This is a genomic window from Catellatospora tritici (genome assembly GCF_019083965.1).
Taxonomy (GTDB): Bacteria; Actinomycetota; Actinomycetes; order Mycobacteriales; family Micromonosporaceae; genus Catellatospora; species Catellatospora tritici.
Map to the genome: position 1 here is coordinate 95567 of NZ_JAHRCY010000011.1, position 22572 is coordinate 118138.

The 22572-nt window shown below is 70.0% G+C and carries 21 protein-coding genes and 1 tRNA gene; 13 read left to right on the top strand and 9 right to left on the bottom strand.

What is annotated here, in order from left to right:
• Positions 1-71 precede the first annotated feature (71 nt).
• On the bottom strand, positions 72-1616 hold the full coding sequence (locus tag KUA19_RS24620; RefSeq protein ID WP_254550083.1) for a sugar transferase: 1545 nt from the start codon (positions 1614-1616) through the stop codon (positions 72-74).
• A gap of 218 nt (positions 1617-1834) precedes the next feature.
• Positions 1835-2689, bottom strand: a complete 855-nt coding sequence (locus tag KUA19_RS24625) for an Fpg/Nei family DNA glycosylase (protein ID WP_217399457.1) — start codon at positions 2687-2689, stop codon at positions 1835-1837.
• A 29-nt stretch (positions 2690-2718) separates the two neighbouring features.
• Here KUA19_RS24625 and KUA19_RS24630 point away from each other — a divergent pair, with 29 nt between their 5' ends.
• A complete protein-coding gene (locus KUA19_RS24630; protein ID WP_217399716.1) occupies positions 2719-3873 on the top strand; it encodes a glycosyltransferase family 4 protein in 1155 nt (384 codons plus the stop codon).
• Here KUA19_RS24630 and KUA19_RS24635 read toward each other — a convergent pair.
• The 4 genes from KUA19_RS24635 to KUA19_RS24650 all read right to left on the bottom strand — a co-directional run bounded on the left by KUA19_RS24635 (position 3849) and on the right by KUA19_RS24650 (position 7953).
• Positions 3849-5339 (bottom strand): ATP-binding protein, encoded by a 1491-nt coding sequence (locus KUA19_RS24635; protein ID WP_308167619.1) that lies wholly within the window; start codon positions 5337-5339, stop codon positions 3849-3851. The two genes, KUA19_RS24630 and KUA19_RS24635, sit on opposite strands and share 25 nt — an antisense overlap.
• A gap of 124 nt (positions 5340-5463) precedes the next feature.
• On the bottom strand, positions 5464-6159 hold the full coding sequence (locus KUA19_RS24640; protein WP_217399459.1) for a CDP-alcohol phosphatidyltransferase family protein: 696 nt from the start codon (positions 6157-6159) through the stop codon (positions 5464-5466).
• Positions 6146-7216, bottom strand: coding sequence for an iron-containing alcohol dehydrogenase family protein (locus KUA19_RS24645; protein WP_217399461.1), 1071 nt, complete (start codon positions 7214-7216; stop codon positions 6146-6148). Before KUA19_RS24645 ends, KUA19_RS24640 begins: the two co-directional genes overlap by 14 nt.
• On the bottom strand, positions 7204-7953 hold the full coding sequence (locus tag KUA19_RS24650) for a phosphocholine cytidylyltransferase family protein (protein ID WP_217399463.1): 750 nt from the start codon (positions 7951-7953) through the stop codon (positions 7204-7206). Before KUA19_RS24650 ends, KUA19_RS24645 begins: the two co-directional genes overlap by 13 nt.
• 205 nt (positions 7954-8158) lie before the next feature.
• Here KUA19_RS24650 and KUA19_RS24655 point away from each other — a divergent pair, with 205 nt between their 5' ends.
• From KUA19_RS24655 to corA, 3 genes are all read left to right on the top strand, one after another.
• Positions 8159-8557: a CBS domain-containing protein gene (locus tag KUA19_RS24655; protein WP_212828353.1), complete on the top strand. Its 399-nt coding sequence runs from the start codon at positions 8159-8161 to the stop codon at positions 8555-8557.
• 149 nt (positions 8558-8706) lie between these two features.
• Entirely contained in the window at positions 8707-9834 is a 1128-nt protein-coding gene (locus tag KUA19_RS24660; protein ID WP_217399465.1) for an aminotransferase-like domain-containing protein, read from the top strand.
• 437 nt (positions 9835-10271) lie between these two features.
• Positions 10272-11429 (top strand): magnesium/cobalt transporter CorA, encoded by a 1158-nt coding sequence (corA, locus tag KUA19_RS24665; RefSeq protein ID WP_372451840.1) that lies wholly within the window; start codon positions 10272-10274, stop codon positions 11427-11429.
• Between the two features lie 42 nt (positions 11430-11471).
• Here the strand turns inward: corA and KUA19_RS24670 are convergent, their stop codons facing one another.
• Positions 11472-12263 carry a hypothetical protein gene (locus KUA19_RS24670; RefSeq protein WP_217399469.1) on the bottom strand — a complete coding sequence of 264 codons (792 nt, stop codon included), beginning with the start codon at positions 12261-12263 and terminating at the stop codon, positions 11472-11474.
• A gap of 105 nt (positions 12264-12368) precedes the next feature.
• On the opposite strand from KUA19_RS24670, the gene KUA19_RS24675 reads away from it, so the two are divergent.
• From KUA19_RS24675 to KUA19_RS24700, 6 genes are all read left to right on the top strand, one after another.
• Positions 12369-12893, top strand: a complete 525-nt coding sequence (locus tag KUA19_RS24675; RefSeq protein WP_217399471.1) for a peptidylprolyl isomerase — start codon at positions 12369-12371, stop codon at positions 12891-12893.
• A 10-nt stretch (positions 12894-12903) separates the two neighbouring features.
• Positions 12904-13830, top strand: coding sequence for a rhomboid family intramembrane serine protease (locus tag KUA19_RS24680; RefSeq protein WP_217399473.1), 927 nt, complete (start codon positions 12904-12906; stop codon positions 13828-13830).
• 90 nt (positions 13831-13920) lie between these two features.
• A complete protein-coding gene (locus KUA19_RS24685) occupies positions 13921-14415 on the top strand; it encodes a hypothetical protein (protein WP_217399474.1) in 495 nt (164 codons plus the stop codon).
• Between the two features lie 195 nt (positions 14416-14610).
• Complete coding sequence (locus KUA19_RS24690; protein WP_217399475.1) at positions 14611-15300, top strand: response regulator transcription factor; 690 nt, start codon at positions 14611-14613, stop codon at positions 15298-15300.
• On the top strand, positions 15293-16708 hold the full coding sequence (locus tag KUA19_RS24695; RefSeq protein ID WP_217399477.1) for a sensor histidine kinase: 1416 nt from the start codon (positions 15293-15295) through the stop codon (positions 16706-16708). The genes KUA19_RS24690 and KUA19_RS24695 overlap by 8 nt, the downstream gene beginning before the upstream one ends.
• Before the next feature lie 168 nt (positions 16709-16876).
• On the top strand, positions 16877-17575 hold the full coding sequence (locus KUA19_RS24700) for a glycosyltransferase family 2 protein (RefSeq protein WP_217399479.1): 699 nt from the start codon (positions 16877-16879) through the stop codon (positions 17573-17575).
• 17 nt (positions 17576-17592) lie between these two features.
• On the opposite strand, the gene KUA19_RS24705 is transcribed toward KUA19_RS24700, so the two are convergent.
• A complete protein-coding gene (locus KUA19_RS24705) occupies positions 17593-18522 on the bottom strand; it encodes an NAD(P)H-quinone oxidoreductase (RefSeq protein WP_217399720.1) in 930 nt (309 codons plus the stop codon).
• A 221-nt stretch (positions 18523-18743) separates the two neighbouring features.
• On the opposite strand from KUA19_RS24705, the gene KUA19_RS24710 reads away from it, so the two are divergent.
• The 3 genes from KUA19_RS24710 to KUA19_RS45020 all read left to right on the top strand — a co-directional run bounded on the left by KUA19_RS24710 (position 18744) and on the right by KUA19_RS45020 (position 20665).
• Positions 18744-18830: transfer RNA gene (locus tag KUA19_RS24710), tRNA-Ser, on the top strand.
• A 169-nt stretch (positions 18831-18999) separates the two neighbouring features.
• The gene (locus KUA19_RS24715; protein ID WP_217399481.1) at positions 19000-19197 is read left to right on the top strand and encodes a type II toxin-antitoxin system RelE family toxin; all 198 of its coding nucleotides are present in this window, start codon (positions 19000-19002) and stop codon (positions 19195-19197) included.
• Between the two features lie 226 nt (positions 19198-19423).
• Positions 19424-20665 (top strand): ice-binding family protein, encoded by a 1242-nt coding sequence (locus KUA19_RS45020; protein ID WP_217399483.1) that lies wholly within the window; start codon positions 19424-19426, stop codon positions 20663-20665.
• Between the two features lie 467 nt (positions 20666-21132).
• On the opposite strand, the gene KUA19_RS24725 is transcribed toward KUA19_RS45020, so the two are convergent.
• Complete coding sequence (locus KUA19_RS24725; protein WP_217399485.1) at positions 21133-22476, bottom strand: tetratricopeptide repeat protein; 1344 nt, start codon at positions 22474-22476, stop codon at positions 21133-21135.
• Positions 22477-22572: the final 96 nt, after the last annotated feature.

Consider the following 22572-nt stretch of genomic DNA (forward strand, 5'->3'; position numbering starts at 1 on the left):
GTCGCATTACGTAAGAAAGGAGAACGGCCGAGCGCCCTGACGGGTGCCCGGCCGTTCGAAGTTCGGGTGGGTCAGTACGCGCCCTTGCGCTTGAGCACGACTCCGACCGTCCGCCACAGGATGGACAGGTCGTACGCCAAGGACCAGTTGTCGACGTAGTAGAGGTCGAGGCGGACCGCCTCGTCCCAGCTCAGGTCCGAGCGACCGGAGACCTGCCACAGGCCGGTCATACCAGGGCGCACCAGCAGCCGCCGCCGTACGTCGCCGAGGTAGTCGCCGTCGTCGGCGGGCAGCGGCCGCGGCCCGACCAGCGACATCTCGCCCTTCAGCACGTTGATCAGCTGGGGCAGCTCGTCGATCGAACTGGCCCGCAGGAACCGGCCGACAGGCGTGACCCGCGGATCGTCACGGATCTTGAAGAGCATGCCGTCGCCCTCGTTCTGGGCCTCCAGCTTGCTCTTGCGCTCCTCCGCGTCGGTGTACATGGTGCGGAACTTCCACACCTTGAACACCCGTCCCTCGTGCCCCACCCGCAGCTGGCGGAAGAACGCCGGGCCACGGTCGGTGATCGAGATGGCCAGCGAGATCACCAGCAGGATCGGCGACAGCACCACCAGGCCGAGCGCGGCCGCGATGCGGTCCAGCAGGTTCTTGGCCAGCCAGGCGACGCCGGAGAGCTTCGGCTCCTCCACGTGCAGCAGCGGCAGGCCCTCGATCGGCCGAATGTGCACGCGCGGGCCGGCGATGTCGGTGAGCTGCGGCGCGACCACCAGGTCGATGCCGGTGCCCTCCAGCTGCCAGGCCAGGCGGCGCAGCTCGTCGGGTTCGGCCCCGGCCGAGCCGCAGACCGCGATCGTGTCGGCGCGCAGCTCGTGCACGAGTTCGACCAGGTCGCGGCCGTAGTGCACCGGCACCGGAGCCTGCGCCCGCCGGGCGGCGGGCAGGTGCTCGGACAGGTGGATGGCGACCGGCACCAGCCCGGCCTTCGGGCTGCGGGAGACGACCTTGTAGACGAACAGGGTCTCCGGCAGCGAACCCACCAGCAGCATCCGGTACGTGGCCAGGCGGCCGCGGCGACGGATCATGTACAGCGCGCGCCGGGCCATCAGCCGCAGCACGAAGATGTACGCCATCGCGCCGAGCACGACGACGCCGACCGTGCCTCGGGAAAGGTCCTTCTGGAACGCGAACGCCAGGAACGACACGGTCGCGCCCACGGCGATGGTCGCCCGGAACACCCGCTTGAACTCGTCGGTGCCCAGGCCGATGACGCGCCTGTCGTAGGCCCCGTTGGCCCACAGCAGCAGCAGCCACATCACCGGCAGCGCGAGGTACGCCACCGCCTGGAAGAAGTTGGTGCGCCCGTCGAAACCGGCCGTGACCCGCTGGGCCTCGAACCAGGAGATGGCCGTGTAACTGGCCAGGACCGCGCACAGGAAGTCGCCGAAGATCAGGCACATGATGTACGGCCGGTGCCACCTGGCGCGGCGGGCCGTGGGCCGGGCGAACGCGGTGCGGGCCACACCGTTGGTCTTGGGGGTCGGCGGGAGTTCGTAGCGGTCCGCCACGAAGTCCGGAACGTTCGACCGAGTGGACGCCCTGCTCGGGTGCTTCAGGCTCGTCGTCACCTCACCTGGGTCCTCCCGTGCGTCACGTCCCTGCCCGGCGGAACCGGCCAGTGTTGCAGCCTGCGGCGTTGAACGTGCGGCAGGACGGGGTTCGCCCACAACGTTCAGTCTCGCATGGTTTGTCCGGGGGGCACGGTGACACCGTGTGCAGATGCGTCCGAACACCCCAGGACCGGGACACTATACGAAGTCGGCTCTCGGTGACACTAGCGCAAGAGCTTGGAAAGTCTCCGGTCCGCGAGCGGCTTTCCGCCGGTCTGGCACGTCGGGCAGTACTGCAGACTCGAGTCCGCGAACGAGACTTCCCTGATCAGGTCGCCGCAGACCGGGCATTTCTCACCGGCTCGACCGTGCACCCGCAGCCCCGCCCGTTTCTCCGCTTTCAGGGTGGCGGCACGCTGACCCACGGAGCGGGTGACCGCCTCGGTCAACACCTGCCGCATCGCCGCGTGCAGCGCTTCGAGCTGCGCCGCGGTGAGCTTGTCGGCCCGCGCGAACGGCGACAGCCGGGCGGTGTGCAGGATCTCGTCCGAGTACGCGTTGCCGACGCCCGCCAGCACCTGCTGGTCGCGCAGCACCCCCTTGAGCTGGGCGTTGCGGTCCTTGAGCACGTCGGCGAGCCCGGCCAGGTCGAGGCCGAGCGCGTCCGGGCCGAGCCTGGCCACCCCCGGCACCTGCGCCACATCGGTCACCAGATAGGCGGCGAGCTTCTTCTGCGTACCGGCTTCGGTCAGGTCGAAGCCCGACCCGTCGCCCAGCCGCACCCGCAGCGCGATCGGCCCCTTGCCCGGCTTGAGCAGCGTGTCGGGCAGCTCGTCGCGGTAGTGCAGCCAGCCCGCGCGGGCCAGGTGCACCACCAGGTGCAGTTCGTCGGCCTGGATGTCGAGGAACTTGCCGTGGCGCGCGGCGCCGGTGAGGGTGCGCCCGTGCAGGGCGGACAGCGGCGGGTCGAACGTCTTGAGGGCGCTGATCGCCGACACGTCGACCCGCTCGACGCGCTGACCCACGGCCCGCTCGCGCAGATATGCGGCGAGGGCCTCCACCTCAGGCAACTCCGGCACGACCGTAACGCTACCGTTCACACATGACGTTGAAAGTCGTCGTCGCGCACAACCGGTACCGTTCCGAGCTGCCCTCGGGTGAGAACGTCATCGTCGATCAGGAGATGGCGCAGCTCGCCGCGGCCGGGGTGACGGTGCTGCCGTTCCTGCGCAGCTCCGACGACATTCCGTCGCTGCCCGCCGCGAGCAAGGCGCTGTTGCCCCTGTCGCCGATCTGGGCGCCCGGCGCCCAACGTGACCTGGCCCGACTGCTGAAGGCCGAGCGGCCGGACGTGCTGCACCTGCACAACCCGTACCCGCTGCTGTCGCCCTGGGTGGTGCGGACCGCGCACGCGCACGGCGTGCCGGTGGTGCAGACCGTGCACAACTACCGGCAGGTGTGCGCACCCGGCCTGTACTTCCGCGACGGGCAGGCCTGCTACGAGTGCCGGGGCAAGGCGTTCGCGCTGCCCGCGATCAAGCACAGGTGCTACCGGGACTCCGCCGCGCAGAGTGCGATCATGGCGACGGCGCTGGCGGTGCACCGCCCGACCTGGCGCTCGGTCGACCGGTACATCGCACTGACCGACAACATCGCCGACCACCTGCGCGACTACGGCATCCCGGACGACCGCATCGTGGTCAAGCCGAACGGCGTCGACGACCCGGGCCGCCCGACCCCGCCCGGCGAGGGCGTGCTGTTCGTGGGCCGGTTGAGCCCGGAGAAGGGCCTCGGCCTGCTGCTCGACGCCTGGCGGCGGCACCCGGACGGCTCGCTGGGCACGCTGCGCATCGTCGGCGACGGCGAACTGCGCACGCTGGCCGAGCAGGCCGCCGCCGAGCGCGACGACGTGGTGTTCCTGGGACCCCAGGACCGCGAGGGGGTACGGGCCGCGTTCCGCGCCTCGGCCCTGTTCGCCGCCCCGTCGACCTGGCACGATGTGCTGCCCACAGTGATCATCGAGGCGCTGGCCGGCGGCCGGGCGGTCATCGGCAGCGCGCTGGGCGGCATCCCGTACCTGATCGGCGACGCCGGGGTCGCGGTGCCGCCCACGGTCGACGACTGGGCCGCCGCGCTGCCCGACGCGGTCAAACTGGCCCCGTCCCTGACCGAGGCGGCCCGTCGCCGCTACGAGCAGACGTTCCACCCGTCCGTGGTCATGGACCGCCTGATCGGCGTCTACGAGGAGCTGCGCCGCTCCTGACGCGGCCGCGGTTCTCGCGGGGCGAGCCCGTAGAGCCGAGGCAGGTCGACGAGCAGAACGCTCGGGTCCGTCTCGGCGACCCGCCGGAGTTCCTCGGTGAACCCGCGGCCGCTGAAGCAGGCCAGCCGCACCCGCTCGGTGCGGATCCGCTTGACCGTGAGCAGGTCGCGGGCGCGGCGCAACCGGTCGAGATGGGGCAGGCCCATGGTCTGCTGCCACTTGGCCTCGCCCAGGCACAGGACACCGCTTTCGGCGCCGAGCACCACCACGTCGACCTGGATCTGACTGCGCTCGGCCGGGTCCGCGACGGTGCCCGCCGCGACCTCGGCCGGAGGCTCGCCGAACAGCTCGACCGCGTTGCGTAGGGCGTACTCACGGCACAGTTGCTCGAAGTGGGGTCCGACGACCTGCGAGCGGAACGTGTCGCGGCCGGACTGCCAGGCCTGCTCCGCCATGCCGCGCTCCAGGAAGCTCCAGTTGCGGCGCATCACGGCCGAGTAGAACGTGATCAGGGGCTCGGCGATGCGGTACACCGAGCGGCCGGTCCGGAACGCGTCCGCCTCCTTCGTGATCAGACCGCAGTCCTCCAGCACCGTCAGCGGGTGCGAGATGTTGGTCGACGGCCGTTCGAGGTAGCCCGCGATGCCCCCGCGGGTGTTGTGGCCGAGCGCGATCGCGCCCAGCACGCCGTGGTAGAGCGCCGTGTCCCGGGCGCCGGTCTCCTCGGCGAGCAGGTAGCGCGCTTCCCGGAACAGCGGCACCGCCGGGTTGAGCACGGTACGGACCACCCAGCCGTCAAAGTCGTCCACACCGGCCGGGGCGTCGGAATGCACGAACTCGTGCCGGTACGCCGGGGTTCCGCCGACGATGCTGTGCAGCAGCAGGGCCAGTTCCGGCTGTTCCGCGACCCCCCAGAACCCTGCCGCGGTCAGGTAGTCCATCGGCCGGACCACGAGTTCCAGGCTGGCCCGGCCGCGCAGCGGCGCGTTGCCGGACAGCAGCCCGCCCATGACCGACATCGCCGAGCCGCACACCAGCAGTTTCGACTTGCTCTCGCGGGCCGTGCCGCCCGGATCGAGCGCCCGCTGCAGGTGCGAGGCGAGCGACGGGCTCGCCGCCAGCAGGTACGGCAGTTCGTCGATGACGATCAGCCCGTCCGGCACCACGGCGTACAGCCGCTCGATCGCCTCCTCCCAGCCGCTCAGCTGGAACTCGCCACCGGTGCCCGCGCGGGAGGCCAGGGTTCGGCCGAAGCGCCGCAGCGACTCCAGCTCGGTGTCCTCACTCGCGGCGAAGTAGAAGCCCCCGGTGGCGCGGGCGAGGGCGTCGAGCAGGAAGGTCTTGCCCTGTCGGCGCCGACCGCTGACCACCCCGAACCGGACGCTGGGGGCGGTGGAGGTCGCGAAGCCGACCAGCGACGCCCACTCGGCGTCGCGGGCGAACATTCCCTCGGGCTTGGTCAGCACCTTAGAACTGTACCTCTAAGAGTTACGCCTCTTAGAGGTACAGCTCTACGCAGGTTGCCCTGCCGACGGGTTAAGAAAGGGGCCCTTCCTATACGGAAAGCGATGGGAAGGGGCCCTTCCTTACCTACGAGCGGTAGGCGGTGCGGGCGGTGAAGGCGATGCTGGCCAGTAGGAAGCCGAAGTTGACGACGGTGAACGCCGCCACGAACCAGATCGTCAGGCCGGGCGCGAACGCCAGCACCAGACCCGCCACAAAGATCACGGCGCCGTAGTCGCGGACCAGCTTGACCAGCCGCACCGGCAGCGACGTCGAGGTGACCATCGACTGGGCCTTGTCACTGGTGGCCAGGACGCTGGTCACCAGGTTGACCATCCAGGAGCCGGCGAACAGGGCGGTCAGCCACACCGGCGGCTTGGCGACCGCGACCAGCGCGGTGACCAGCCCGATCTGCGACGCCACGTCGCACAGGATGTCGATGCGCGCCCCGGCCAGGCTGCGCTGGTTGGTGACCCGGGCCAGCTGTCCGTCGGCGCAGTCCAGGCAGTACGCCACCTGCCAGCCGACGAGCGCGAGCAGCCCCAGCGCCAGACCGCCCTGCCCGCGTACCACGATCAGGGTCGACACGGTCAGCCCTAGCACCAGGTTGGCCAGGGTCAGCGTGGTCGGCTTGAGCCCGGTGCGCTCGGCCACGAGGGCGAACACGGCGCCCAGGCGCTGGCTGAGCGCTTCGGAGAACAGCCCGCCACCGCGGTTGACGGCGTAGAAGTCGGCGGCCGAGGGGCGCCGCACGGGCGACGCGTGCAGGTCAGTCGATGACATCGGCGTAGTCTCCCACCCGCGCGCGGATCTGCTCGTAGTTCAGGTTCAGGTGCTCCAGGATGGTGTACCGGTCGGGTCGGGTGCGCGGGGCGTACTCCACCGCGCGGGCGAAGTCGTCGTCGCTCAGGCCCAGGTCGGCGGGCTTACGCGGCAGGTCGTGCCGCTTCAGGCAGGCGTCGATCTCAGCGAACCGGGCCTGCTGTGCCGGGTCGATTGAGGCCCGCAGGAAGGTGCAGAACAGGGCGCCCAGCCCGCACTGCTCGCCGTGCCCGGCGGTGCCGGGGAACAGGATGTCCAGCGCGTGCGAGATCTCGTGGCAGCCACCGCTGGCCGGGCGGGACGTGCCCGCGATCGCCATGGCCAGGCCGCTGGTGATGAGCGACTCGGCCAGCACCGTCACGAACCCGTCGTCGGTGACGTCACCGGGATGGCGCAGCACCGCCTCGGCGCCGGAGCGGGCCATCGCGACGGCGAGGCCGTCCACCGGCTCGCCGGTGAACTGGTGCGACAGTTGCCAGTCGGCGATCGCATTGATCTTGCTCAGGGTCTCGCCCACGCCGGCCCGGGTCTGCCGGTCCGGTCCCTGCTCGACGAAGTCGAGGTCGACCACCACCGCCAGTGGGATGTGCACGCCGTAGGAGCCCCGGCCGCCGTCGTGGTCGAGGGTGGCGATGGGCGAGGCGATGCCGTCGTTGGCCAGGCTGGTCGCCACGGTGACCATCGGGATGCCGTACCGCGAGGCCGCGTACTTCGTCGTGTCGATGGTCTTGCCGCCGCCGATGCCGACGACGGCGTCGAGGTTGCGTCCGCGCAGCTTCTCGCCCAGCGCCAGCGCCGACTCGACCGTCCCGCCCTCCACGTGCAGGACCAGCGCGCGGCCCAGCGTGGGGGCGATCAGCTCGGCGATACGTTCACCCTGACCCGGGCCGACCACTACCGCGACGTCGCCCCCGGCCGAGATACGCCGGTCGACCAGGAGCGGCCCCAGTGCGGCGACCGCCCCACGGCGTACGTCGATGCTCAGCGGCGTCTGTACCGATCGGGTCAGTAGTGGCATGCGATCTCCCGGGCTCGGGCCAGGTCGTCGTGGTTGTCGACCTCGACCCAGTTCACCTTGCCGATCGAGGCGCCCCGCACGGTGCCGCCACGCTCGGCCAGCTCCTGGTAGCCGTCCTCGTAGTAGAGGTTGGGGTCGCGTTCCCAGGTGGCGCGCAGCGCGTCGGCCAGCGCGTCGGCGGCCTCGGGCCGGATCAGGGTGGCCCCGATGTACTCCCCGTGCGCGGTGGCCGGGTCCATCAGCTTGGTGATCTTCGCGAGGCGGCCGTCCGTACCGAAGATGACCTTCATCTCCTCGTCGGCCAGCTTCTTCACGTCGTCGATCGCCAGCACGATGCCCGCGTCGGCGTACGCGGCGTCGGCGGCCGCCGCCTGCAGGGTGCGCTCGACCGACACCGGGTGCACGGTGTCGCCGTTGACCAGCAGCACGCCCCGGGCGAAGTGCTCGCGCGCCAGCCACAGCGAGTACGCGTTGTTCCACTCCTCGGCCTTGTCGTTGTGCACGAGGGTGATGGCGACGCCGTACTTCTCCTGCAGGGCGGCCTGGCGGACCTCGACGGCCTCGGCCCGGTAGCCGACCACGATCACGACCTCGGCGAACCCGGCCTCGGCCAGGTTGGCCAGCGCGATGTCGAGGATCGTGGTGTCCCCGTCCACCGGCACCAGGGCCTTGGGCAGCGTGTCGGTGTAGGGCCGCAGCCGCCGTCCGGCGCCGGCGGCCAGCACCATGCCGATCATGGTCACTCCTTCGGGAGGGGGTTAAGTCGCTGGTGAAGGCTACTGCACCCGGTCGTCGGCGTGCGGGGCGCCGAGAGTCGACCGGGATGCACACGCGCAAAGCTATGACAAGTCTTGTGAACTACCCGAACCGGCCCCAAGATGTCCGTACGGTGCGTTTCAATGAGGTTGCGTTCCGAAGGGGTGATTGCAGATGACCCATGCCATGCAGGTGCGGGAGGCTATGAGCAAGCCGGTGCTGCTGGTCGGCCCGCAGCACACGCTGCGGCAGGCGGCCCAGCTCATGTCGATGCGCCGCGTCGGCTCGGCGATCGTGATAGACCCCGATGGCGAGGGGCTCGGCATAATGACCGAGCGGGACATCCTCAATGCCATCGGCTCCGGGCTCGACCCGGACGTGGAGCAGTGCGCGGGCCACATCACCTGGGACGTCGTGTACGCGTCCCCGGACTGGAGCCTGGAGGAGGCCGCGATGGCGATGACCAGAGGCGGGTTCCGTCACCTGGCCGTCCTCGACGGCGACGAGATTCTGGGCATCATCTCCGTACGGGATCTGATGCGGGTCTGGGCGCTGCGGCGCGCGGAGGCCACCGCCAACGTGTGATTTCCCGGTAGGCGGATTCGCGAACACGGCTCGTAGCGGCGCGCCGCCGATGTAGCGGCGCGCCAAGCTACTCCCCGCGTTCGCCTGCCACGCCCACCGGCAGGTGGGTGGGGGTGTCCCGCATTTCGGGCCGATTACGCTTGGTGGCCATGACCGCCGAGCAGCTCATCTCGTTCGCCCGGGGCGCCCCGAGCCTCGACATCGTCGATGTCGAGGGCCTCAGCGCCGCCGCTGTCCGCGCCTTCGCCGCCGACCCGGCCGGCCTCACCGCGTACGGCAACTCCTACGGTTACGCACCGCTGCGTAAGTGGGTCGCCGACAAGCACGGTGTCGCCGTCGACCAGGTCCTCATCACCAACGGCTCGCTGCAGGCCGACGCCTTCCTGTTCAACCAGCTCGTCAAGCCGGGCGACCACGTCGTGGTCGAGAAGCCGACCTACGACCGGACGCTGCTCAACCTGCGCTCGCTCGGCGCGCACGTGCACCAGGTCACGGTGCGGCCCGACGGCATCGACACGGCCGAGCTGCGCGCGCTGCTGGAGTCCGGGGTGCGGCCGACGCTGGCGCACATCATCCCGAACTACCAGAACCCGGCGGGCGTCACCCTGTCGGTGGAGAAGCGCCGCGAGCTGCTCGAACTGGCCACCGAGTACGGCTTCACGATCTTCGAGGACGACCCGTACGTCGACATCCGGTTCTCTCGGGATGGCAGCCGCGGTGAGGCGCTGCCGTCGATGCTGTCGCAGACGAAGCTCGCCGGTGGCGACGCCGCCGACGTGGTCGTGCACGCGAGCTCGTTCACCAAGACGGTCTGCCCCGGCGTGCGCGTGGGCTACCTGATCGGCGCCAAGCAGATCATCGACGACATCGCCCGCAACGCGACCAACCTCTACATCTCGGCCGGCCAGGTCGCGCAGGGCATCGTGTACGAGTTCTGCCGCTCCGGCGACATCGACCGCTCGGTGGCCACCGTCAGCGCGGCGTTGGCCGAGCGGGCCTCGGTGCTCGCCACGTCGCTGCGCAAGCACATCCCGGGTGTCGAGTTCACCGAGCCCGACGGCGGCTACTTCCTCTGGATCGAGCTGCCCGCCGACGTGCACGTGGACAAGCTGCTGCCCGCGGCGGCCGAGCGCGGTGTCGCGGTGGTGAAGGGGTCCGACTTCCTGATCGAGGGCGGCACCAGCGCGCTGCGGCTGGCCTTCAGCGCCGTCACCGTCGACCAGATCGACGAGGGTGTGCGCCGACTGGCCGATGCGGTCGAAGCCGTTCGCGGCTGAAGATCCGACAGCCCGGCACCCGGCGACCACCGGAGGCCGGGCTGTTTCGTACCCATGGGTCGGTTCGGTTATCCGACTGGGTTTCTGTCGTATTTCTGACAATGGCTGGGTCGTCGTCCAGGGTTCCCCCGCCGGCGTTTCGTGGATCACAATTCGTCCGGCGCGTCGACTACGTGCCGACAGCTTTGCCCCGCCCCCGATGAAAGAGGAACGGACACCCACCCCCCACCCCGGGTGCCGTTCCGGCGCCGGGTGGACCCGCCGCAACTCCCCCCGAACGCGGCGACCACGTCCACCCGGCGCCATCGTCGTATCTGGACCCCGCCGCCGAGACGCGAGGCACGTCGTGCGCACGTCCACGCGGCGGGATGCCCGCGGCGCGTAGCCTGTCGAGCGGAGTCGCCGCCGCAGCGGTGGCCGTACGAAGGGGGCGAGCTGTGGTTGACGACTTCCGGGACGAGCCCGGCCGGCGCGCCTCCAATGGCGACCGCCTGACCCGCGCGTTCAGCGCCCCCGCCCGAGCGGTGAGCCGACTCGTCTCCGGCATCGGGCTCGGCGCGGACGAGACGTCCCCGGTTCCGGCGCAGCCGGGCGAGCGTCGGGACGCGATCGTCGACTGCGCCATCTACGTCGAGGGACGACGGCTGCCGTCGACCGGGGACTACCGCGAGGCGTTGGCCCAGGCCAAGCGCACGCCGGGGGCGTTCGTGTGGCTGGGGTTGTACGCACCCGACGCCGACCAGATGGCGGGCATCGCCGAGTCGTACGACCTGCACGAGCTGGCCGTCGAGGACGTGGTCAGCGCCGGGCAGCGGCCCAAGCTGGAGCAGTTCGGGGACGTGCACTTCGTGGTGCTGCGGACCGCCCGCTACGTCGAACACCAGGAGCTGACCGAGAACTCCGAGGTCGTCGAGACCGGTCAGATCATGCTGTTCATCGGGCCCGACTTCGTCATCTCGGTGCGCCACGGCAACGCCTGTCGGCTCAAGCCGGTGCGCGAGCACCTGGAGAGCCGCCCGGAGCTGCTGCGACAGGGCCCGTGGGCGGTGGCGTACGGGGTGCTCGACCACGTGGTCGACCTGTACGTGCTGGCCGCCGACGGCATCGGCCAGGACGTGGACGTGCTGGAGGAGGCGGTGTTCTCGCGCGACTCCAGCGGCCGGATGCAGCGCATCTACCAGCTCAAGCGGGAGCTGGTGGAGTTCAAGCGCGCCTCGCTGCCGCTGCAGCGCCCGCTGCAGTCGATGATCAGCGACACGCCGGAGATCACCAAGGAGCTGCGCAAGTACTTCCGGGACGTGCAGGACCACCTGGCCCGGGTGGTCGAGCAGGTCAGCTCGTACGACGACCTGCTGATCTCGATCATGCAGGCGCGCCTGGCACAGGTCTCCGTCGACCAGAACAACGACATGCGCAAGATCGCCGCGTACGCCGGTATGGCCGCCGCGTGGACCGCCATCACCGGTGTCTACGGCATGAACTTCGAGTACATGCCGGAGTTGCACATGCGCTACGGCTACCCGGTGACCATGGCGTTCGCCCTGGCCGTCTCGTACGGCATCTACCGCTCGTTCCGGCGTTCCGGCTGGCTGTGACCGGGTGAGGGGCGCCGTCGGGCACCCCTCACCGCGGACCCGCTACATCCGGCTGTTCTTCGAGCCCGACGACGAGTACTTCGCGACGAAGCTGTCGGTGGCGTCGTTGGCGGTCTCGGCCATGTCGTCGACCTTCGACTTCATGTTGCCCCGGCTGTCCTTGAGCGACGAGGCCGCGGAGTGCAGCTTGTCGGCGGTCTTGTCCATCGCCTTGCTCGCGTGATGGGTCGCCTTGCCGATGGCCGAGTCGGTCTTGCCGGAGACCTTGTCCACCATGGCGCGGCCGTCGGAACGCACCGACTCCAGGGCCTGGCTCGGGTCGTACTCCGACCACTGCTGCTGCTTGCGGCGCTTCACGACCAGCGCGCCCACCGCGCCGGCGGCGATACCGGCCGCGAGCAGGCCGACGAGCATCTTGGTGTTCCGGTGCGACACCTGCGCCTCCTTCTTCCGCGTCTTGGCCTTCGCCTTCTTCGTGGAAGCGGTGGCGCTCGCCACGCCCTCCCGGTAGGCCGCCATCAGCGGCGCCAGGGTTGACATCGTCGAGTCGATTCCGCCGGAAGTGGCTCGGCGCATCTTTCCGGTGGTCGGGCCGATCCGGTTGCCGACACCGCCGGCGGCATGCGTCGCCGCCTGCAGGAAATGGTCCCAGCTTTGGCCCATTTCTTCCCGCATGAGCTGCCCGCGCGTCTTGTGCGGTTTGAAACCCAGCATTTCCCCCGCCTTCCTGCCGCGCGCCCCCGCGTGCGGCAGACATTCGCCACGGGCGCCCCCGCGCCCGCGCCGTGGTGCACAAGGCGCGCGATCGAAGATACGAAGGCGCGCCTCGCTCATGTCCCCGAGTGTCATCCTGCCTCGCCGGACGCCTCCGCACCACCGGAACGGGCACATGGGAGAATCTGTCGGTAACTGACCACCAAGAAATTCGGGAGAGAAGACGTGGCTGACGCCCGTTACGCCGTCCTGCACACCAGCGCCGGCCCGATCCGTCTTGAGCTGTTCGGCAACCACGCGCCCAAGACCGTCCGCAACTTCGTGGAGCTCGCCGAGGGCACCCGCGAGGGCGCGACCGACCCGCGCACCGGCGCGCCGATCAAGGGGCCGTACTACGACGGCACCCCGTTCCACCGGGTGATCGACGGCTTCATGATCCAGACTGGGGACCCGACCGGCACCGGCCGCGGTGGCCCCGGCTACACCTTCGCCGACGAGTTCCACCCGGAGCTCAGCTTCGACAAGCCGTACCTGCTGGCGATGGCCAACGCCGGTCCGGGCACCAACGGGTCGCAGTTCTTCATCACCACCGGTGCCACGACCTGGCTGAACCGTAAGCACACCATCTTCGGTGTGGTCGCGGACGCCGACTCGCAGAAGGTCGTCGACGCCATCTCCAACACCGCGACGGACCCGTCGGACCGTCCGCTGGAGCCGATCATCATCGAACGAATCGAGATTGAGCGCTAGTCTCGTCCGCATGACGTCTCCCGCACCCCAGAGCGGTCAAGCCGCCGTACCTGTCTGCTACCGCCACCGGGGGCGGGAGACGCATCTCAGCTGCACCCGCTGCGGCCGCCCGATCTGTCCCGACTGCATGATCCCGGCGTCCGTGGGGCACCAGTGCCCCGACTGCGTCGCCGAGGGGCGGCGTACCCAGCGCCCGGCGCTGACCCACTTCGGCGGGTCGCAGATCGGCATGCACGGGTACGTCACCAAGGCGCTGATCGGCCTCAACGTCGCCGTGTTCATGGCGCTCACCGCCCTGTACGGCACCAGGGTCCTCACCGGCGGCTCGACCCCGCTGCACGAGTGGGGGGCGGCCCTCGGGCTGACCGTGACCAAGGCCGAGGGCGGCTACTACGAGGGTGCGCTGCCCCAGTTCGGCGAGGTGCTGACGGGCATCCACGACGGGGGCTACTACCGCCTCTTCACGGCGATGTTCCTGCACTACGGCGTGATCCACCTGGCGCTGAACATGTGGGCGCTGTGGGTGCTCGGCCGGTCGCTGGAGGCGGCCCTCGGGCCGATCCGGTTCGGGGCGCTCTACCTGATCTGCGGATTCGGCGGCAACGTGGCCTGCGCCCTGCTGAGCCCGTACGCGTTCTCGGCTGGTGCCTCCACCGCCATCTACGGCCTGTTCGCGGCGTACTTCTTCGTGCTCCGGCGACTGGGCCGCGACGCCATGTCGGTCCTGCCGATCATCGCGATCAACGTGGTGCTGTCGTTCTCCATCCCCGGCATCTCCTGGCAGGGCCACCTCGGCGGCCTGGTCACCGGTGCGGTCTGTGGGCTGGGGCTGGCGTACGCGCCGCGGGAGAACCGCAACTTCGTTCAGGCGGTGGTGCTCGCCGGGGTGTTCGCGGTGCTGGTGGCGCTGGCGGTCTTCGTACCACCGATGGTGTGATGGCGCCGCACAACCAGTGCGACCGGTGTCAATAGGTCCCCGCGTGAGTGACTCGCGTGACGTCCGTCACGCGCGCTCGTTGGTCCTTACATGGACGTCTTTTCGCGTACGTTCCTCCCCGCCACCGGCGAGGCCGGCATTCCCATGGCCACGGTCAGCCGGCACATGCCGATCTTCCGTCGCTGCATCGAGGCGGGCGACGCCACCGTGCTCGTCGCCCGCGCGCTGCGCCCCGAGCGGCCCCTGGGCCGCGAGTACCTGCTGCTGCTGACGTACCGCCGCCTGGTCATCACCCAGGAGAGCCGCATCCTGCGGCGCCTGCGCCTGCACCTCAACACCGACCTGCGGCACCTGGCGAACGTCACCTGGCACCCGGACCCGCGCCTGTCGGCCATCGAGTTCGCGGCCACGGCCGTCGACGGCATCCGCGAGCGGTTCTGGATCCACGCGGGCCACCCCAAGCAGGTCTGGCACCTCGACGCCCTGTTCAGCCACGTCTTCAAGCCGAAGCTGATCGCCCAGCGCGCCGCGTCCCCCGACGCCACCCCCTACCGCTCCTTCGCCGACCACCTCGTCGGCGCTTGATTGCTGGCGCCCGCCTCCGCGGGCGCGGGCTTCCGTCCCCGAAGCCGATGGCTCCCGCGCGTCGCTACATCGCTTCGCGATGTCACGCTCCTTCGCGGCAACCATCGGCGGACGGAAGCCAGTCGGTGGTCACGGTGAAGGCAAGTCAAGGACCTTGACGTATGCCTTACCTGATCCGTACACAGGTCGGACATGATGGCGGGCGTGACTGAGAAAGGTCTGGTCCTCGTCGTCGAGGACGAGCGGCCGATCGCCGACCTGATCCGGCTCTACCTGCAACGCGACGGTTACGGCGTGCAGGTCGAGGCGGACGGCAACGCGGGGCTGGCGGCGGCCCGGCGGCTGCGGCCGGTCGCGTGCGTGCTCGACATCGCCCTGCCCGGCCTCGACGGCACCGAGATCTGCCGCCGCCTGCGGGCCGAGGACGTCTGGGTACCGATCATCTTTCTCACCGCCCGCGACGACGAGGTCGACCGGATCGTCGGGCTGGAGTTGGGCGCCGACGACTACCTGACCAAGCCGTTCAGTCCCCGTGAGCTGGTGGCCCGGCTCAAGGCGGTGCTGCGCCGCTCCGGCGGCACACCCGAACCCGACCGCAGCCGCACCGTCGGCGCGGTGCGGCTGGACCCGGCGCGGCGCGAGGTCACCGTCGACGGGCAGCCGGTCCACCTGACCAGCACCGAGTTCGACCTGCTGGCCCACCTGATGAGCCGACCGGGTCGGGTCTACACCCGCGACGAGTTGCTGAGCACGGTGTGGGGCTACGCCGCCCACGGCGGCACCCGCACCGTCGACGTGCACGTCGCCCAGGTCCGCGCCAAGCTGGGCGACGCCGCGGGCATCCTGCGTACGGTCCGGGGCGTGGGGTACACCGCCGATGCCTGACCGCCGCGCCGACCTGACCGTGCCGATCCGGGTGCTCGCCGCCCCGCCGAAACCGGTCCAGAGCACCACCACGTTGACCACCCGCGCGGTCGTCGCGGGGCTGCTCGTCGCCCTGATCTCGGTCCTGGTCACGGCGCTGGTCGCGGTGCCGCTGGCCGCCAAGGCCGCCGAGCGGGCCGCCCGGGACGGTCTGGCGACGCAGACCGACGTGGTCGCCCTGATCCTGAAGAACCGCCGCACCGCGGCGTCCGATGAGAAGCTGATGCAGCAGCTGCGCAAGCTCGACGACGGTACGACCGGCTTCCTGATCACCGGCGGCCAGCCCGACCGGACCGGCCTGCCCGATCGTGTGGTCCGGCAGATCGCGGCCGGGCAGCCGGTGAGCGAGCGGCTGGCCCTGGTCGACGGCAGTCTGGCGGTGATCGAGGGACGCCCGCTGGGCGACGGCGACGGCGTCGTCCTGGCCCGTCCGGCCGGAACGGGCATGGCCAAGCAGGTGCTGCGCAACCTGTGGCTGCCGCTGCTGGCAGGGCTGGGCGCGGGCGTGCTCGCGGGCGTACTGCTGGGGCGGCGGCTGGCCCGGCCGATCCGCAACGCGGCCACCGCCGCGGCCCGGCTCAGCTCCGGCGATCGTGCGGTCCGGCTGCAGGCCGAGCCACCGCTGGAGGTGGAACGCCTCGCGCAGTCGATCAACGAGCTGGCCGAGGCGCTGGCCACCAGCGAGGGCCGCCAGCGCGAGTTCCTGCTGTCGATCTCGCACGAGCTGCGCACCCCGCTGACCACCATCCGGGGGTACGCCGAGGCGCTGTCCGACGGCGTCGTCGACGCCACGGCCGCGCCGGGCGTCGGGCAGACCATGCTCGCCGAGGCCGAACGGCTGGACCGGCTGGTCGCCGACCTGCTGTCCCTGGCCCGCCTCGACGCCGCCGACTTCACGATCGAGCCGACCGACGTGGAACTGGTGTCGCTGGTCCGCTCGGCCGAACGCGCGTTCGCGCCCCGGGTGGCGACCGCGGGCGTGCTGCTGCACGCCGACACACCGCCGCACGAGGTGTGGGCGCGTACCGACCCGGTGCGGCTGCGCCAGATCATCGACGGTCTGGTCGAGAACGCGCTGCGGGTGGTGCCGCAGGGACGCCCGATCGTGCTCGCGGTGCGTGAGCAGGCCGGACACACGGTGGTCGAGGTCCGCGACGGCGGCCCCGGTCTCAGTGACGACGACCTGGCGGTGGCGTTCCAGCGGGGGGCGCTCTTCCAGCGCTATCAGGGAGTACGGCAGACCGGCACCGGCCTCGGCCTGGCGCTGGTGGCTGGGCTGGCCCGCCGCCTGGGCGGCACGATCGAGGCCGGGCACGCCGCCGAGGGCGGCGCCAGATTCACGGTGCACCTGCCCCGCGCGTCGGGCTGACGGCTGCCGAACGGCCGGGAACAGGGCGCCTGCGGGGAGGTGCCCGGTCTCACAATCCGCCCTCGATATACGCATATCGAGGCGGGCTGACCTCGCCCGATGTGCGCAGCAGCAGCCGAAGGGCTAGACTCGGCGCGTTCCAGCCACAGTACGCAGCGGAGAGCCCTCGTGAAGCTATCCATTCTCATGCCGGTCTACAACGAAGAGACCCGGCTTGGCGAGGCGCTCAAGCAGGCGCTGGCGGTTGACTACCCGTGTGAGACCGAGCTTGTCGTCGTCAACGACGGCAGCAAGGACGCCACCGCCGACATCCTCAACGGCTGGGACGACTCGCGCCTGCGCGCGATCCACCACGCGAAGAACGCGGGCAAGGGTGCCGCGATCCGCACCGCGGTCGAGTCCGCGACCGGTGACTACATGGTCATCCTCGACGCCGACCTCGAGTACGACCCGAAGGACATCCCGAAGCTGCTCGGCCCGGTCCTCGACGGCCGCGCCAAGGTCGTCTACGGCAACCGCACCTTCGGCGGCCACGCCGCGTTCTCGTTCTGGTACGTGATGGGCAACAAGGGCGTGACCCTGTTCGCCAACATCCTGTTCAACTCGTACATCGGCGACCTGGAGACCTGCTTCAAGCTCATGCCGCTGGCGCTGTACCGGTCGCTGAACATCAAGTCCAAGGGCTTCGGCATGGAGGCCGAGGCCACCGGCAAGCTGCTCCGTCGCAAGATCCGCCCGTACGAGGTGCCGATCAGCTACAACGCGCGCACCCGCGAAGAGGGCAAGAAGATCACCGCGATGGACGGCGTCGAGGCGCTGCTCATCCTCATGCGTGAGCGCCTGCGCCCCATCCCCAAGCAGCGCTGACCCTCAGCCGCTGACCGTCACCCGCTGACTTTCAGCAGCACCTTGCCGACGTGCTCGTTGGCCGCCACGAGCCGGTGCGCCGTGGCGGTCTCGGTCAGCGGCAGCACCCGGTCGATCACCGGCCGGATCGCGCCCGATTCGAGCAGCGGCCACATGTCCCGGCGTACGCCCGCGACGATCTCGGCCTTCTCCGCCGCCGGACGTGACCGCAGCGCCGTCGCCGCCACCGTGCCCCGCTTGGACAGCAGTGCGCCCAGGTCCAGCTCGGCGCGGGTGCCGCCCTGCAGCCCGATCACCACCAGCCGACCGCCCCGGGCCAGCGCCTCCACGTTGCGCCCCAGGTACGACGCGCCCATGATGTCCAGCACCACGTCGGCGTTCACGCCGGTGAACTCCTGGGTCGTGTAGTCGAGGCACTCGTCGGCGCCCAGCAGTCGCAGCCGGTCGTGTTTGACCGGACGGGCCGTGGCCACCACGCGGGCGCCCAGCGCCTTGGCGTACTGGATCGCGAACGTGCCGACCCCGCTGCCGCCGCCATGAATCAGCACCGTCTCGCCCGAACGCAGACCCGCCACCTGGGTCAGGTTCGACCAGACCGTGCAGGCCACCTCCGGCAGCCCCGCCGCCGTCACCAGGTCGATTCCCGTCGGCACCGGCAGCACCTGCGCCTCGGACACGGCCACCAGTTCGGCGTAGCCGCCGCCGTTGAGCAGCGCGCACACCTCGTCACCCGGCTGCCACGAACCGGCCCCGCGCATCACCGTGCCCGAGCACTCCAGACCGGGCCAGGCGGGCGCGCCCTTGGGCGGCGGGTAGTAGCCGCCGACCTGTAGCAGGTCGGCTCGGTTGACGGCGCTCGCGGCCACCCGGATCAGCACCTCGCCGTCAGCCGGAGCCGGATCGGGCACCTCGGCGAGGAGCAGCTCGCCCTTGGCCGGGTTCGTCATCGCACGCACTCGATCATCTTCCGCCCCCGCTCCCGTCCCCGCCCGCACCTCCCACTCCGCGCGGGGCGCGCGTCGCGGCTTGGGCGCAGTTTCCCGGAAAGTGCTGGAATCTTGGGCGGGATACCTGCAGTTTCCCCGAAACTGTCGGACGCCACACCTGGTGGGTATCTGCGTGTACCTTGGCGCCGGGCTCTGGCACACTGGTCGCTGGCAATCTGCCAGGAGGGTTCGCCTAGTGGCCGATGGCGGCGGTCTTGAAAACCGCTAAGGCAGCGATGTCTTCGTGGGTTCGAATCCCACACCCTCCGCCGATAAGCAGTAAAAACGCAGCCAGGGGCCTGCCCGAGAGAATTCTCGGGCAGGCCCTGGCTCGTGCGGGTGTTCGAACGATGGTGGTTGGGTCCGGCTGTTCACGGATATCTGCGGAAAATACGCGGAAAACAGGTCAGCAATTCTGCGGGTTCGCTGCCTCGGTCGGTGTTCCGGCCCGTCCTGGACACCACGCTCAGCCTCATCCACAACCCCCGGCCGACGGGCGCCATCAACTCGTCGGTGGTGGCGGCGACGACTGGCGCGTACGGGGTCGGTGAGTACCGGATCGTCTACGAGATCGACGACCAGGCGCCGACTGTGACGGTCATGCGTGTGGCGCACCGGCGTGACGTCTACCGGTAGCTGTAGGTCGATCAGCTGTCTAAGCAGGGGCCAGCCACCGCATGGGGCCGCTCTTGTGGAAGCCGCACCAAGGCGCAGCAAGCGGTGCAATTACTCCTGATTTGGTCGGTACGGACACTTCGGTGGTTACTGACCGTTATCGTCGAGGAAGTGCTCGATGGGCCCGTCGAGGACGATCGTCTCCTTTCGGTATGAACGCGCTGGTCGTCGGGGTTACGTTCCCGTCATGCCGATCTCGTCTCTCAGAGAGGGCTGTGCATTGCTAAAACGTCTATCTCCCGTGCCTCGACGCCTGATCGTCCCGGCGGTGTCTGCGGCAGGCGCCGTCACCGCGACGGTGCTCGCGGGAGCATTGCTTGTCGGTACCGGGACGGCGTGGGCCGCATTGCCCACGGTGAATCTGGGCACGGCCACGTCATTCGCGGTGCTGGGAGGCCAGTCCGTCACCAACACCGGTCCCACAATCGTCTCGGGCGATCTGGGCATCAGCCCGGGTCCGGGTACCGCGATCACCGGCTTCCCGCCCGGCCTGGTAATCAACGGCGTCCAGCACCCAACCGACGCCGTCGCGAGTCAGGCTCAGACCGACTTGACGACCGCGTACAACGATGCGGCAGGCCGGACGCCAGCCACGACAACGGGGGTCGAACTCGGCGGACAGATCCTCCCCGAGGGCGTGTACACCAACCCCACGTTCGGTCTTACGGGCACCCTCGTCCTGAACGGGCAGGGCCGTCCCGACTCGGTGTTCATCTTCCAGACGGAAGCAACGCTGATCACCGCGCCGAACAGCACGGTCGCACTGATCAACGGCGCGCAGGCCTGTAACGTGTTCTGGCAGATCGGCAGCTCGGCAACCCTGGACACCAACACCACGTTCGTCGGCACCATCATGGCCCTGACCACGATCTCGTTGAAGAGCGGTGCCACCGTCAACGGACGGCTGCTGGCCCGAAACGGCTCAGTCACCCTCATCAACAACACGATCACGAGGCCGTTCTGCGCGCTCCCGCCCACGCCTGGACCGACCGCGACCGGCACTCCCGGAGGACCTGGGCCTTCGCCTTCAGTCCCCGGAACACCTGGGCCTTCGCCTTCGCTCCCCGGAACACCTGGACCCGGCGGACCCGGCGGACCCGGGGGGCCTGGAGGGCCTGGAGGGCCTGGAGGGCCTGGAGGGCCGGGGGGACCCGGGGGACCTGAGGGGCCTGGGGGGCCGGGGGGACCCGGAGGACCTGGGGGGCCGGGGGGACCCGGGGGACATGGACCCGGAGGCCCTGGGGGACATGGACCTGGAGGCCCTGGGGGACATGGACCCGGAGGACCCGGGGGGCCCGGAGGACCGCGGCCTTCACCCACCAAGCCGACGCCCGGTCCGAAGCCGACCAAGACCGGTAGGCCACAGCCGAGCCCCACAAGTTCGGGACACTACGGGCCGCCCGACTGCGGCGGGCGCGATCGCTGCTAACTGCTGAACAACCCGACGCTCGGCCCTCTGCCAACCTGGTGCGAGGGCCGAGCGCTTGCTCACAGAGCTTCTACGAACAGGGGATTCACAACCGGGTTACACCATCGAGGCCGCGTGACAGGGCACTAGAAGCGCTGGGCGATGGGGGGTCACGGAAGATACCCGGAAGAATCGGGGAAGTAGACAGAAAGGACCAGCTCAGCGCATGCCTGACTCGCGGTCTTGAAAACCGCTGAGGCAGCGATGTCGTCAAAGGTTCGAAATCCCTTACCGTCCGACGAGGACAATACGCAGCCAGGGGCCCGTCCGAAGAGCTCTTCGGACGGGCCCCTGGCTCGTGCGGAGGTATGACTGCGTACGGCCGAAACGTGGGACCACTACCTTCACCGTTGCAACTGAGTGAACTCCTCCGTGCATCTGATCTCCGCTACAGGTCCTGAGCTGTGCGACGAGTCGCCAAAGCCCGGTTACCCGCCGTAGTACTTCAGCTGTTGCCGGCTGAGTTCGGTGTGGGGGTGGTCGGCGCCCTTGACGCGGGTGTTGTCGGCGACGAGGGTGCGGAACAGGCGTATCGCCTCGGTCCGGTCCCCGCTCTGCCCGATGTTGCGCGCGAGGTTGTGGCGGGCGGTCAGGGTGTGGGGGTGGTCGGCGCCCAGGACGCGGATGTAGTCGGCGACGAGGTCGCGGAGCAGAGGCACCGACTCGGCCCAGTCCCCGCTCTCCCCGATGTTGCGCGCGAGGTTGTGGCGGGAGGTCAAGGTGTTGGGGTGGTCGGCGCCCAGGACGCGGGTGCGGTCGGCGACGAGGTCGCGGTACACGCGTGCCGCCTCGGCCCGGTCCCCGCTCTCCCCCATGTTGTACGCGAGGTTGTGGCGGGAGGTCAGGGTTTCGGGGTGGTCGGCGCCCAGGACGCGGGTGCGGTCGGCGACGAGGGTGCGGTACAGGCGTGCCGCCTCGGCCCGGTCCCCGCTCTCCCCGATGTTGTACGCGAGGTTGTTGCGGGCGGTCAGGGTGTGCGGGTGGTCGGCGCCCTGGACGCGGGTGCGGTCGGCGACGAGGGTGCGGTAGAGGCGTGCCGCCTCGGCCCGGTCCCCGGCCTCTCCGATGCTGCGCACGAGTTGATGGCGGGCGGTCAGGGTATCGGGGTGGTCGGCGCCCTGGACGCGGGTGCGGTCGGCGACGAGGGTGCGGCACAGGCGTGCCGCCTCGGCCCGGTCTCCGGCCTCTCCGATGCTGCGCACGAGTTGATGGCGGGCGGTGAGGGTGTCGGGGTGGTCGGCGCCCTGGAGGCGGGTGCGGCCGTCGACGACGTGGCGCAGCAGATCCGCGGCCTCGGCGTAGTCGCCCCGGTCGTGCATCCTGACGGCGTCGTTGTGCTGGCGGGTGAGGGTCGCGGCGTCGACAACCGCAGCCGCCGGCGCAGCTGGGGTGACGGTCTGGCCGCCACGCAGGCGAGTGGTGAACTGGGGCGGTGGCATCCGGTCGCCGGTGACGTCCTCGTATTGCAGGTGTGCCAGGCGGAAGAACCGTTCCCCGACCAGCAGCAGGGGGAAGATCGGCTTACGGCGTAGCTCGGCCTGGTCGATCTCCCTGTCGACCCATTCCGACCGGCGGGCCTCCGGGGACATCACCACGACGAACGCGGCACACGAGTCGATCTGACGCTCGATCACCTCACTCCACCGCTCACCCGTGATGAGCTGCCGGTCGAACCACACCACCACGCCGGCATCCATCAGATGAGTCGCCAACCGCTCCACGTATTTGCCGTCTGAGGCGTGGCTGTAGCTGATGAACACGTGACCGGACACACCAGCAAACTACCGACCGCTGTCGATCTCGGGGTACGGCCGGAAGGGCAGGAATTTCAAGATCCGTGCGAAACGCGGTTCAGGGTCGGTCAGAAG

What these genes read in the sequence shown, in the direction of transcription:
- KUA19_RS24640 (WP_217399459.1), bottom strand. Translation starts at nt 6,159, where the DNA reads ATGTCATCGACTGACCTGCACGCGTCGCCCGTGCGGCGCCCCTCGGCC.
- KUA19_RS24645 (WP_217399461.1), bottom strand. Translation starts at nt 7,216, where the DNA reads ATGCCACTACTGACCCGATCGGTACAGACGCCGCTGAGCATCGACGTA.
- KUA19_RS24650 (WP_217399463.1), bottom strand. Translation starts at nt 7,953, where the DNA reads ATGATCGGCATGGTGCTGGCCGCCGGCGCCGGACGGCGGCTGCGGCCC.
- KUA19_RS24655 (WP_212828353.1), top strand. Translation starts at nt 8,159, where the DNA reads ATGCAGGTGCGGGAGGCTATGAGCAAGCCGGTGCTGCTGGTCGGCCCG.
- KUA19_RS24660 (WP_217399465.1), top strand. Translation starts at nt 8,707, where the DNA reads ATGACCGCCGAGCAGCTCATCTCGTTCGCCCGGGGCGCCCCGAGCCTC.
- KUA19_RS24670 (WP_217399469.1), bottom strand. Translation starts at nt 12,263, where the DNA reads ATGAGCGAGGCGCGCCTTCGTATCTTCGATCGCGCGCCTTGTGCACCA.
- KUA19_RS24680 (WP_217399473.1), top strand. Translation starts at nt 12,904, where the DNA reads ATGACGTCTCCCGCACCCCAGAGCGGTCAAGCCGCCGTACCTGTCTGC.
- KUA19_RS24685 (WP_217399474.1), top strand. Translation starts at nt 13,921, where the DNA reads ATGGACGTCTTTTCGCGTACGTTCCTCCCCGCCACCGGCGAGGCCGGC.
- KUA19_RS24690 (WP_217399475.1), top strand. Translation starts at nt 14,611, where the DNA reads ATGGCGGGCGTGACTGAGAAAGGTCTGGTCCTCGTCGTCGAGGACGAG.
- KUA19_RS24695 (WP_217399477.1), top strand. Translation starts at nt 15,293, where the DNA reads ATGCCTGACCGCCGCGCCGACCTGACCGTGCCGATCCGGGTGCTCGCC.
- KUA19_RS24705 (WP_217399720.1), bottom strand. Translation starts at nt 18,522, where the DNA reads ATGACGAACCCGGCCAAGGGCGAGCTGCTCCTCGCCGAGGTGCCCGAT.
- KUA19_RS45020 (WP_217399483.1), top strand. Translation starts at nt 19,424, where the DNA reads ATGCCGATCTCGTCTCTCAGAGAGGGCTGTGCATTGCTAAAACGTCTA.